Here is a 13,057-nt window from a genome sequence, read left to right on the forward strand (position 1 = left end):
ACGCAATCCCTCCTCCGCAAAAAGAACCATATATGATACTTCATAAATGTATCATATATGGTTCTTTTTGTCAAGCATAAAACTTTTGTTATCTCAATGCCTCTAAAAACGCCTCCCCATACTTGGCATATTTCATTTCCCCCACACCGGAGACGGTCATCATTTCCTCTTTGTTCTTCGGGCGTATCCGGCACATTTGCAGAAGAGTTTTGTCGGAAAATACAATGTATGGCGGCACCTTTTCCTTTTTTGCAATTTCCATGCGGAGACTGCGGAGCTTTTCAAACAGGTTCCGGTCCACCTCTCCGCCGTCCGGCAATGTCTTTTGGGGCTTCTGCTCCTTCTTACCAGGCTTCTTCGGCTGCTCCTTTGCCACCTTCATAAAAACAGGCTTTCCATCCAGCACTTCGTAAGAGCTTTCTGTCAGCTCCAATACCGGATATTGGGCATCTGTCAGGATCAGATGACCCTGGATCAAAAGATAATTCAAAATCTGACGCAGTTTAAACACAGGCTCTTCACTGCAGGTTCCGTAATAGGGATTCTCATCCATTCCGGTGCTCTGGATCTTAGCGCTCTTGCTCCCATGGACCGTATCTATGATCACGGTCATTCCGTAGCTCCGCCTTGCCTCTTTCACGCAGCCCACCAGTTTCCGGGCAATGATGCTTACATCTCTTTCCTCAAACTGCGTCAGACAGTTAGAGCAGTTTCCGCAGTAATTTTTTCCAAATTCCCCGAAATAGCGCAGGATATATTCTCTGAGACATTCATTGGTAAAGCAGTAAAAGGTCATCTTTTTCAGACGCTCCCGCTCCCTTTCCCGGATAAGCTCTGCCGTTTCCCAATCCGTATCCTCCGGGGGCAGCATTTTGTCAATAAAGAACTGGTTCATCACCACATCCTGCCCTGCATAAAACAAGATACACTCTGACGGCAGTCCATCCCTGCCTGCCCTTCCTGCTTCCTGGTAATAGCTCTCCATATTTTTCGGCATATTATAATGGATCACATAGCGGACATTGGACTTATCGATCCCCATGCCAAAGGCATTGGTTGCCACCATGATCTGTTTCCTGTCAAAAATGAAATCCTCCTGATTTCTTTTTCGCTCCTCATCGCTTAAACCAGCATGATACCGGGTGACAGAATATCCCTTTCTGGTCAGGTCATCGCAGACCTCCTCCACCACCTTTCGTGTCAAACAGTAAATAATTCCGCATTCCCCGTCATGCTCCTGCAGATACTCCAAAACTGCCTTTGTCTTATTTGCTGGCTTTTTTACGATAAATTTCAGATTTTCCCTGTCAAATCCGGTGAGCAGGCTGACAGGATCATCCAGCCTGAGAAGAGCGGCAATGTCATCCCGAACCTCCTTTGTGGCAGTAGCGGTGAAGGCGCTGATCACAGGTCTTTTATCCAGACATTCAATAAAATCCGCGATCTTCAGATAGCTTGGACGGAAATCCTGTCCCCACTGGGAAATGCAGTGCGCCTCATCCACACTAACCATGGATATCGTAATCTGACGGGCAGCATTTAAAAAGCTCTCCGTCAAAAGACGCTCCGGCGCCACATAGACGATCTTATACTGTCCCCTGATCATATTCCGCACTGCCGTCTGGTATTGCCCGGAAGTAAGGGAACTATTTAAATATGCTGCATGGATTCCCGCCTGATTCAGCGTTGTGACCTGATCTTTCATAAGAGATATAAGAGGAGAAATTACAATGGTGATTCCCGGCAAAAGAAGTGCCGGTATCTGATAACAAAGGGACTTGCCTGCTCCTGTTGGCATAATGCCTAACGTATCCCGCCCGTTCAGGATTCCATCCACCAGTATCTCCTGCCCCGGCCGGAAGGAATCATAGCCAAAATATTTTTTTAATGCTTCCTTTTTCGTCATTTTGTTTTACTCCGCAATCCGCCGAATGTTTCGGCAGTCAAATTACTGCCGGGCTTTTTGCTCCTTGCCCGGCAGCTCCATAATGTTGTTCTGCATTTATTATAATTGTTTTCCGGCTCATTCGCAACCGTTTTGCTGATATAAATCATTTCATGTTCTCTTCCTGTCTTTCGGCTATTTAAAATCTCCTCTGTACTCACGGATCACCTCTATCATATTCAGATAACCCTCTGTAGGAACATAATCCGGTATGGAATTTCCTGTTCCGAAGGCAAATCCCCCATGCCCTTTAGACTTTGCAACGATATCCAGAATATATTCCTTTAATTCCTGTTTGGAGCAATGGCATACCATATCCACGTCTGCCCCGCCAAAATTTCCGATCCTGTCCCCGTACTTTTCCACCCAAACAGGGAATGGAGCAAAAACGGCTTGCCATAGCTATGTACCAGGTCCACGATCGGTTTATACTGCGGAAGGATCAGTTTCTTTACATCATCTGCGGAAAGCATGGTACTGCTTTTATATCCCAGGTCATCTCCAAAGCGAAGCACACAGTAGATATCTCCAAATTCCTTCATAAATCTCTGCCAGATCTTCAGATTGGTTTCTCCCACCTTCTTAAAGAGATCATGATATAATTCTTCATCATCTGCCGCAATATAGCAAAGTCCCTGAAACCCAGTCAGATCCTGTACGCACTCAAAAATCCCGTTGCCAACTCCTCCGATCGCCTTCATTCCTTCGGGCATCTCTTCCCGAAGCGCACGGAAATATCTGGAATATTTTTCAAAATAATATTCCGGTATCTCATCCCACGGATACTGTTTAAAATCATCCTCATCCTGGATCACAGGGGTTATACCCGGGATTCCGCATTCTTTTTCTGTTCTCTGCACTGCTCTCTGTACATCTGCGGTGTCACTCCGATCTTTTTCCGGAAATATGTATAAAAATAATTGCTGCTCACAAACCCGCATTCCTCCGCGATCGCCTTTGCCGGACGTTCTGTTTTCTCCAGTTGCTCAAGCGCCCATTTCATACGTTCCCCATTAATATAATCTGAAACAGAAACGCCCATTTCTTTCTTGAAAAGGCGGCCCAGATAATTGGGCGAAACACTAAATTCATCTCCAAGCTGCTCCAATGTAAGATTAGGATCAGAGAAATTCTCTTCTATGTAACCTTTTACCTCAGAAAACTTTCCGGTCACACCCTTCTTCGCTGACGCTTTTTCCTGACCTTTTTCAATCAGACTCAGCAGCTTAAGAAACAGCTCATCTATCTCCGAAGCCTTCTCGCATTTTGCCAGCATCATAAGGAAATCATCTCCCTCCTGCTTTTTAATGGCATACTGCTTTACGTTCCTGCATACGGCAATCCCAAACCAGGTCATAACATTCATATAGTCTGACATTTTACAGTTCTGAAGCTCCTCTGCCAGTTCCAGATACAGCTCCCTGACATTTTTGTCTGAACCTGACAATCTGGACATAAAGTCAGCATCAATATACTGGAAATCCGCCTTTTTTCCATGCTCACGCAAAATCTCAACATCCGTAAGGAAGGAATTGGCAGGGTAAAAGAATCCTTCTGAAACCATTTCTTTCAGCTCAGTATTCTGTTCCGGAAGCCTCTCAAAAGGCACCGGACAGGCTGCGCCAAACAGCATAAACTCCCACTCCACAAAGACCTTTACATTTTCACAGAATTCCCGGAAAAGCCCCTGTATCTTCTCCGTGAAAGTCTCTTCGTCCTTCACCTCCACCACAAAAGTCAACGTGTCATCCCTGTTGATCAGGCTGATGCTGCGGAACTCTTTTGCAAAAGTTTCCGCAAAAATATTCTGGAAGCCGTATTTGATGTCATAGACATCCTTTTTTCCAAAGGTTTCACAGAATTTATCATAGTCTTCTATTTTCAGGATCAATACCGCAAATCTCTGATCCTCCTGAACAGAAAACTGCAGTTTTTCCATTTCTGCGCGGAGCCGGCTTTTTCCGAACAGTTTACGCCCATGGAGGAAATCATTCAGCAACCCTTCTCTCAAGACCATCATGTCAGAGCGCTTTGCGCATGAGGCCGCTATATATCTTTTCTCCAGCTTTCTGTGTATCTTAAGCATGGATAGAGCAGTTCCGAGAGCGATCAGTACAGCCACAAGCACCGCTGCTGCAAGAAACGTAAACATCCAGCGCTGAAGCTGGTCCAATGTCTTGAACATCGTATCCCATTTGGTAATCTTCACATAATTCCACTGGCTTTTGTCAGAATAAAGGTACGAAATAAAGTATCGTTCCCCATCCATTCTGTATTCCTTGTTCTGTGTGTTTTCTTCTGCCATTTTACGGACTGTTTCCTGAAAAGGCTCTGTTTCCGTTATTTCCACAGTTTGGACATCAACAAGACGATCCCCGTTTTCTCCAATGATCAGCATTCTGCTGTCTTTCATCATTTCCATTTGCACAATATTCTGAACCATACTGTCAAACTTCATATTAACAACAATTACGGATCCCTCTCCGATTACGGCAGTATCCCTGAAATAGGAATAGACTGTTTCCACCTTGTCTGACTGATTCGGATATTTGGACTGCATCTCTCTTCGGATTAAATTGGATGTGCAGTATGTTTCCGGGTCTTCCATGAGTTCTACTACACTGCGATCCGAAAAATCATCCTTTCCGACTTTTCCAAACCGGCTTCCCGAGGTGAGGAACAGATCCACTGACGGATTATATACATAAATGGATTCCACTGAAGAATTGGTATTCTGATACATGGATAACTGGTTTCTGACTCTGTTCAGTACAATGGAATTCAAATGGGACGCTGAAATCTCATTGATAAAATCTGAGCACACATCATCCAGCGCTACCTGCGTAGCGATCATATTTGCTGTGGCATTTGCCTTGTCAAATTCTGACTGGACCTGCGAAAATGCCTGCATGGACATCTGAACATTCTGATCAATGATCACATCCTGTACTTTTCTGTAAACCATACTGAATCCCAGAAAAATAACCAGAAACATCCCAAATGTAATTCCAAGAAAAATCTTTAAAAATGTCTTTTTCTTCTCTATTTGTTTTTGATCCGGATTCTTTTTATAGCTATGTGCCTGAAGGTCATTCCCAAATTTCATATGCTCCCCTCCCCCGCCAGCAGGATATCTTTTCTATCTCTATTTTCCTATATTTCCCCCTCATTCTGCAACTAAGAATTTTGTTTATTTCTTTAAAATATTGCAAAATGCCTCAGATCATAGCTCTGATCTGAGGCATTCCGGATTTCAGATGCATATCATTTTATATGTTCCTATATCTATCATTCACCTGCCAGGAACGCATCGATCTGCGCCTGCATTTCAGCGATCACTTCATTCACTCCTGCTACTTCCAGTTTTTCCAGGAATTCTGCGTTTGTCTCTTCTACAGGAAGCTCTCCGCCAACCAGACTCTCGTACTCTTTCACAACCTTTGATACGTTTGTGATCTCCATTTTTACAGGCTCCGGATCAAAGGAAAATCCAAGGATCGGAGATGCTTTTGCACTGTCGTTTAACGCCTTGGTCTGCTCCCAGACATCTTCCGGCTGTCCTTCCAGAACATAGCTGTTAAATACATTTCCAACTGCCCATGACTGACCATGAGAGTATCCGCTGTTTGGAATTAACTCAATCATGTTTTCACCCGTTTTGTTATAATGCTTTCCTTCAATACCGTAAGAAACAAGATTCATTACATATGGATCTGTATTGATCAGCTCCAGATATTTCAGGGTTTCTTCCGGGTGTTTCGATGTTGAAGAAATACCATACATAGTTGCAATAACGTTTCCCGTTGAAATATACGGATCAATCGCTGATTTTGCATATTCAAATTCATAGCCTACTCCTGCTGAGGCCTCTGCTTCAACTCCTGGTTTATAGGTTCCGGAGTAGATTGCAGACAGCTTCTTTGCGGCACGCTGGCTGTCACCGTATTCATCCATATATCCGCACTCTCCGTCAAGCAAACCTTTTTCATTTAAATCTGCCAGTTCGTTCAACATATCTTTCCACTCATCCGTTGCATAGAAATTTACAACCTGAGCCGTTTCATCATCCATTTTAATGACACCGGCTCCTAAATAATCAGTAATATATTCGTATCCGCAGTATTCTGCTGCCTGGATACGGCTTACGCCGCCGACTTTTGCTCCGTACTCATCAAATGCTTTCTGCGCATAATCTCCCATGTCCGTCAGAGTTTTCACTGACTCAATATCTATCCCGGTTCCCTCTACATAATCTTTGGGCATATAAGCTCCCAATTGCCTTGCCACAATTTGTTGATTGGGAACTGCATAAATGCCTCCGTTTATTGTTGCGGCCTTCCACATATAATCCGGAATCGCCTCCAAAAGACCGGGCGCTGCTTCCGGAAGCAAATCCTTGATATCAATGAATGCCCCTTTCATAACATTTGTATTATAAGGATTACACCAACTGGATGTAAAGCAGGCATCATACTCTTCACCTGAGGCAATGATGGTCTGGATTTTGTCCCCATAGGAACCGCCGTGGAAGACATACTCTACCGTTACTCCGATTTTTTCTTTTGTGTACTCATTTAATGCTTCCATTACGGATTCGCTGTCTGGCTGTTCTGAAATCATAGTATGGATCCTTAAAGTTACCACATCATCTGCCAGCACCGGCAAAGCACTTCCCACTGTCATGCTTCCCGCCGCCAGCACTGCTGCCATTCCCATGGCTGTTAATTTTTTTCTGTTCATATTTGTTCCTCCTTGTTTATATATAATTTTTTACTACCCGCTTTTTTAATCAGCCCTTGACCCCTCCAACGGTAAGTCCCTTTACAAAATACTTCTGAAAAAATGGGAATACTACCAGCATCGGGCCTGCTGCGATCACGCACATTGCCATTCTCATAGACTCTGTAGGCATATCGGCAACACTGATTCCCATACCTGAAATTGCGGAATTTTTCAGCATCTCCTGTACATCTCGCATCAGGATGTACAATCTGTATTGCAAATTATAAAGCTCCCGGTTATCAATATACATCAATGGCTGAAACCATTCATTCCAGTAATTCAATGTGATAAACATACCTACCGTTGCAAGTGCCGGCTTTGCCAGAGGCAGGACGATTTTTACAAATATCGTCATTTCCCCTGCCCCATCCACAGTGGCTGCCTCCATCAGTGATGTGGGAATCTGTGAGAAAAATGTTCTCAAAAGAATAATAAACCACGGTACGATCAGCATGGGCAGGATCATTACCCAGATCGTGTTCTTTAAATGCAGATATCTCGTCATCCAGATATATGTCGGCACCAGTCCGCCATTCAGAACCATAGGAATAATCAAAAATACGGTCATGGGCTTTCTGTATGCGTAATCCTTTTTTGCAAGCACATAAGCAATCATGGCGTTCAGGATCAGCCCCGCCACAAGACCCACTACGGTAACAAGGATCGTCACCCCGTAGGAGCGTATGATCGCCTGCGCATCCTTAAATACATATTTGTAGGCATCCAGGGTAAATCCCTTCGGTAAGATTCCATATCCTTCCTTCGCAATGCTTAAATCGCTGGAAAAAGAGATGGAAACAACTGTGATGATCGGGATCACACAAAGGAGACAAAAGAATATCAAAAATGCGTAAATCAGGATCTTCGGAATGATCGGTAAGTCTTTCTTCATCTTTCTTCTCCTTTCTCTTAAAAGATTGCACTGTCTTTATCTAATTTGCGTACTACCAGGTTCGAACCTATGATCAAAAGGAATCCTACCACTGCCTGGAAGCATCCCACAGCGGAACTGATTCCAATATCGCCGGTTACACGAAGTGCTCTGTATATGTAGGTATCCAGCACATCCGTTGTGGAATACAGCGCTCCCTGGTCTCTTGTCAGATTGAAGAACAGGCCAAAATCGGCATACATGATCTTTCCAATCTGGAGAATTGCCATGGTAAGAATCAGGCTTTTCACCATGGGAAGCGTAATTTTCCATACCATCTGCCAGCGGCTTGCTCCGTCAAGTGCAGCGGCTTCATAATAGGTATCGTCAATCCCGATCATACCGGCATAATAAATAACACTGTAATACCCTGCCATTTTCCAGACGTACATAAATGTCAGGATCACCGGCCAGTATTCTGATTTTGCATACCATGAAATACTATGCAGCCCGAAAAATCCCAGGATCTGGTTCAGGATGCCATAATCATGATGCAGATACGCATACAGAAGATATCCCACAACTACCCATGACATAAAGTAAGGGAAGAACATAATAGTCTGTACGATCTTGATCATCCCCCGGCTGCGCACTTCATTCATCATCAGTGCGATTGCCACAGATACCACCAGCGTCATTCCAATAAACAGGAAATTCAGCCCGATGGTGTTGCGCAGCACTACCCAGGCATCATTGGATTTAAAGAAAAACTCAAAGTTTTTCAAGCCGATCCATTCGCTTCCCAAAAAGCCTTTGTCGTATCTGAAATCCTTAAATGCGATCACAAGTCCCACGATCGGAACATATGAAAAAATAAACAGGATTACCGCAGCCGGCATTGCCATCAAGGTCAGTGTTCTGTTTTTCTTTCTGCCTGCGCCTCCTCTTTTTTTCATCAAATGACTTTTACCCCCTTTTCTCCGGAGCTCCGCGTCGTCTCCGTTTGTGTTTGACTCATTTTTACTGTATTTTTCTTATTTTTTCAACTTTCAAATCCTGCAATTGCTCTGATTCACAACAAAATCAACCTTTCAAATCCGTACATTTCGTTCATTTCAGTGTTTTTCCGCCTCTTCTATCATGGCAAAAATGTTTTTCGGTGGAATGATATCTACCATCGTGTTGCAGGTGGAAAGGATAAATCCCCCTCCCGGGCTTGAAATCTCAATGGTCCTTCGCACGTCCTCCTTCACCTCTTCCTCAGTGCCGAAGCACATGATATGATCCAGATCGATATTTCCCCACAGACATAACCTGTCTCCGTACTTTTCTTTAATTTCTCTGATATCCATACCGGCAGACGGCTGCAGGGACTGTATGCCGTCAAATCCGCACTTTACAAGCTCATCCATGACACTGTTCAGGTTTCCATCGCTGTGAAGGAATACCGGCACATTTTTATATGCTTTGATCTCCCGTACCATCTGTTTGTAAAATGGATATACATTTTCTTCCATTACATATGGCGGCAGGAACACACCGGAATTAAATGCCATATCATCTGCGATCAGGATCGCATCTGCTCCCTTATCAAGAAAAAGCTTTGCATCTGCCTGGCGGCGGATACTTTCAGAAAGCCCTTCTATCGTTTCCTGCTTCTCCCTAAGAATAAATGCCTGTTTCAGAAGGAAATACAAAAGATCCGCGTCCTTGCGCACAAGAAGTACAGACCGCTCTCCATCGCGGAAATCGTCACCGTATGCTATTCCTTTGGCGTACATCGGAATATACCAGCCGTTTTCTCTCTGAAGCTTTTCCACAATGAACCGAAGGGTGCTCCGCGCCTGTTGCCCTGCCAGGTCCTGATCCTCTACCAGGAAGGAAAGGGTATTCATCCCTCCGCCTACCCATCCTGCCTGCCAGAAGCAGGGCGGCACTTCATTCTCTGTTCCTACCCGGTAATAGCCCTCCTCCGCAAAATTCATCTTTTTATACTTCTCTTTTACCGCATGGTATGCCTTCGAAAATGGAATGCTGCAAAACTCTGTCCCTGTTTCCAGATTCTCACGAACCTCATTAAATCCTTCCATATATTTCTGAATGTTCTCTGCCTGAATGCGGGAAATCTGTATTTCCATTTCCAGGCGTTCCCCTTTTTTCAGAAGGATACCTTCATCATCAGAAGGATATTCCATTGTTGGGAAAAATCCGGTGCCATCCGGAAGCTCGCCGAAAAAGTATTTATTTTTTTCTCTCACTGCAGGAAGAGACACGGAAAACCATGCTTCATCCCCTTTTTCCCGGACACAAAAGCCTGTATATTCCCCGTGTATCCGGTGCTTTGCCAGAAAGAGCATTCCTTCCTGTCTCTTTTCGCTGTAATATCCCATGGCAGGGGTGCTCATATCGCCCGAACGAAGCTGAATGCCTGATTCCTCGTTGTTTCTGTCTATATGAGGAATATCTGTGATCACCTGCTGCCACCCTTCTTCTGTTCTTCCCCCATGATAAGGAGGATAAGGAAGGCGGACACTCTCCAGACAGTTTCCGTTATATACTGCTGCCGGGAAAAAGACATATTCTGTCCTCTCCCATTCCTCCTTTATGGTATCCAGAGCCAGTGAAACCGGCTCATCCAGCGCCTCTATCATTTCTGCCTGTATAAAAAAGGATAACCTCCGGCCTTCTTCCTCCCGGATGCAGCGTACCCTCATAGGAAACTCCTGCATATTCTTCCATTGCTTTTCGAAGTCTTTCATAAGCTCCCAGCACTCCTTCTTTACGGGAACGCTTCCTTTATACTGTTTTACGGTAATCTGATATCTCATAGCTCCTCCGTTTTTCTTTCCATTTGCTTTCATTTTTTGCTGCCAAACACGGACGGCAGCATGGAACACTCGTCCAAGTCCATAGAATCCGGAAAAAATTCCATGGTTTTAATCTCATAAGGCTTTAAAGATATCTTTTTTTCCGTGCCGTCCCAGAAATTCAGCTTTACCTCACGGCTTTCTCCTGTGCTTTCAAAAAAGCGCAGCAGATAGCTTTCTTTTCCCTTTATCTTCTTCATTGCTGAAAGCACACAGCCTTCCTCTGACATCCTGAACCATTTCTTTTCGGATTCTCGCTTTTCAGTCGGGAAAAAGGCAACCGCCATGGGAGTTTCCTGGAAAATCACAGCATCCTGTGTAACCCTTTCTCTTCTTTCCCTGTATCCACCAGCCTGAATACGGAAAAGATAATTCCGCTCACCCTGATCCATACAGCGGATCCTGCGGTCCTGGTCGAGAAGTATCCTGTCTTCGATGGGATGTGCCGAATACGCTGCGGAATTTACCAGGGAAATTGCCATGACACCGTCCCTGAATTCTCCTCCGTAACAGCCGGAATTGATACAGGTAAGCGCCATATTCTGTGTCTCATCGAAAACGCCGCTCCATCTCTGGAACACACGCTCCTTCTCACTGTTTTCATATTCCTGCACGCCGTAAGCTGTCTCACAGAGATTTTTTCCCTGAAGAGCGGTGGGAATTTCCAGTTTCAGAAGCTTTCCCTTTTCCAGCCATTCCACATCCACCTCCAGGTCAAAGCCCCTTCCCTTTTTCGGAAGCAGATAACGGATGGCAGCTCTGGATCTCCTGTATCCGAAAAGAGCTTCCACTACCGTGCGCACAACCCCGTCTTCCACGATCCTCACACTTTCCAGAACCGTATCCACAGCGGAAAAATCTCTCCCTTCTTCTTCAGACAATAGAGTAAATTTCCCCGCTTCCGTTGGATATCCGGAAACGGTCATTCCCCAGGGATCAAATCCGCTTTCTCTAACAGACAGCCCAAAGGCACTTCCTTTAAGGAACTCTTTTCCATCTATTTTTAAAGATTCCATAAGCCCTGTTTTTTTACTGATGACTGTTTCCAGCTCCTCTCCGCGGAAAACAAAGGCATCTCCCGCAACAGGGCCGCTTCTTTTCGGTTCTTTCTCCAAGAATTCCACGATGCAGTCATAGCGGTTCATCTGCATTGGCTTCAGAGCAGTATGGAAGACAATTTTTTTGCGCCAGTCAAGATTCATATTGCAGGCTTCTTTTTCCACCTGGCATGGGATTTCTTTTCCGTCCTGGTAGAGGCGCGGCATTCCAAAAGAGCTACTCCAGTTCTGGTTCTGCATCTGGAATTCACAGGTCACGATCCCTTCTATTGTGTAGGGATGAGGATTATAGATCAGGATCGGATATTCCCCCTCTCCTGCCGGCTTTTCTCCCTCTGACAGTGCAAAGAAGGCTCTCCTTTTCTGTTTCTCAAGGATTTCCATTCCATAGTTCATGATCTGAATCCCGGACTCCTCCACAGATTTCACTGCAGAACCGGGGAGGATGTCGTGAAATTCTACTGTCAGCAAAGCCTTCTCTGCTTCCTTTAGCTGATTCTGCGGATATTCCATTTTTCCCTGTATGACTGCCTGGGAGACCATCTTTTCCGTCATATAGAGAAGGCCCTCCAGCTTCCTGTGCTTCTGCTTGATCTGAATCTGTGAGGTATAGCAGCCCACTGCCCACGAATTCAGGTCATGTTCCACACGGGCAAGTGTTTCTTTCTCAATTTCCGAGAAATAATCTTCCGGAACTGAGTGGATCATTTTACACTCCGGGTGCTCCTCCTGTTTTTCCCGGATCAATCTCATATCTATCCGCGAAGGTCCCCCGCCGTGATTTCCCACTCCCCAGAGAAGAAATCCTTCCTCCTGATCCTTATGGCTGTCCAGATAATCCTGGATCTTTTTGCCAGCCTCTCCCATAAGTGAGTTGTAATGCTCACTGGAACGGTGGCCTTTGACAGCAGAGCCGTCAAATCCAACCCACAGAAAGTCATCATCCGGTAAGGGACAATCTTCCTGTATGGGACGGCAGAACACATAGGAGTCATAGCCTGTTTTTTCCATGATCTGTACCAGGCCTCTGGAATGGCCAAACGGATCAAAATTAATGGCAGTGGTCGGAACCACACCGAATTTTTCTTTAAAATACTCTCTCCCTTCCTCTATCTGACGGATAAAGGATTCCCCGGACGGCATATTGCAATCCGGCTGCAGAAACCAGCCGCCCATGATATGCCATTTTCCAAGCTTTACCAGCTCCTGGATTTCCTGAAACAGATCCGGCTCATATTCCTCCACCCACTGGTATAAGATTGCCTCATTGTGGTTAAAAACAAATCCGTCATATTCTCTGCAAAATTTGGCTGCAATACGGAAGGTGGACAAAGCTGCCGCGTTTCCTTCTTCCCAGTCCCACAACCACACCGGGTCCAAATGTGCATTGCATATCAAATGTAATTTTGTCATACGTTTCCTCCTGATATCTGGTATGAATTTACTGTATAACAGCTTTTTCGAATCCTCAACTTTGAAATCCACCTATCACTTCGTATTTCAACACTTCTTGCGCGAAGTGCGCATCCTTGCT

The 13,057-nt window shown here is 44.9% G+C and carries 9 protein-coding genes; all 9 read right to left on the reverse strand.

All coding sequences use genetic code 11. The features are described 5' to 3' along the window. Positions 1-88: 88 nt before the first annotated feature. The 9 genes from recQ to ACESZH_RS01330 all read right to left on the reverse strand — a co-directional run bounded on the left by recQ (position 89) and on the right by ACESZH_RS01330 (position 12,936). Positions 89-1,906 (reverse strand): DNA helicase RecQ, encoded by a 1,818-nt coding sequence (gene recQ, locus ACESZH_RS01290; protein WP_373215564.1) that lies wholly within the window; start codon positions 1,904-1,906, stop codon positions 89-91. 174 nt (positions 1,907-2,080) lie between these two features. Then, positions 2,081-2,266, reverse strand: a complete 186-nt coding sequence (locus ACESZH_RS01295) for a hypothetical protein (RefSeq protein WP_373215565.1) — start codon at positions 2,264-2,266, stop codon at positions 2,081-2,083. Beyond that, positions 2,230-2,805, reverse strand: coding sequence for a uroporphyrinogen decarboxylase family protein (locus tag ACESZH_RS01300; protein WP_373215566.1), 576 nt, complete (start codon positions 2,803-2,805; stop codon positions 2,230-2,232). Before ACESZH_RS01300 ends, ACESZH_RS01295 begins: the two co-directional genes overlap by 37 nt. Beyond that, positions 2,766-5,051, reverse strand: coding sequence for an AraC family transcriptional regulator (locus ACESZH_RS01305; RefSeq protein WP_373215567.1), 2,286 nt, complete (start codon positions 5,049-5,051; stop codon positions 2,766-2,768). The genes ACESZH_RS01300 and ACESZH_RS01305 overlap by 40 nt, the downstream gene beginning before the upstream one ends. Positions 5,052-5,233: 182 nt before the next feature. After that, positions 5,234-6,685, reverse strand: coding sequence for an ABC transporter substrate-binding protein (locus ACESZH_RS01310; RefSeq protein ID WP_373215568.1), 1,452 nt, complete (start codon positions 6,683-6,685; stop codon positions 5,234-5,236). Positions 6,686-6,734: 49 nt separating this feature from the next. After that, the gene (locus tag ACESZH_RS01315; RefSeq protein ID WP_373215569.1) at positions 6,735-7,619 is read right to left on the reverse strand and encodes a carbohydrate ABC transporter permease; all 885 of its coding nucleotides are present in this window, start codon (positions 7,617-7,619) and stop codon (positions 6,735-6,737) included. A 17-nt stretch (positions 7,620-7,636) separates the two neighbouring features. Next, a complete protein-coding gene (locus ACESZH_RS01320) occupies positions 7,637-8,554 on the reverse strand; it encodes an ABC transporter permease (RefSeq protein ID WP_373215592.1) in 918 nt (305 codons plus the stop codon). A gap of 159 nt (positions 8,555-8,713) precedes the next feature. Beyond that, positions 8,714-10,426, reverse strand: coding sequence for a uroporphyrinogen decarboxylase family protein (locus ACESZH_RS01325; RefSeq protein WP_373215570.1), 1,713 nt, complete (start codon positions 10,424-10,426; stop codon positions 8,714-8,716). Positions 10,427-10,455: 29 nt separating this feature from the next. Next, positions 10,456-12,936, reverse strand: coding sequence for a glycoside hydrolase family 38 C-terminal domain-containing protein (locus ACESZH_RS01330; RefSeq protein ID WP_373215571.1), 2,481 nt, complete (start codon positions 12,934-12,936; stop codon positions 10,456-10,458). Between the last annotated feature and the right edge of the window lie 121 nt (positions 12,937-13,057).

Origin of the sequence: Ruminococcus sp. 5_1_39BFAA (assembly GCF_964240875.1) — a bacterium.
In the GTDB taxonomy this organism is placed as follows: domain Bacteria; phylum Bacillota; class Clostridia; order Lachnospirales; family Lachnospiraceae; genus Blautia_A.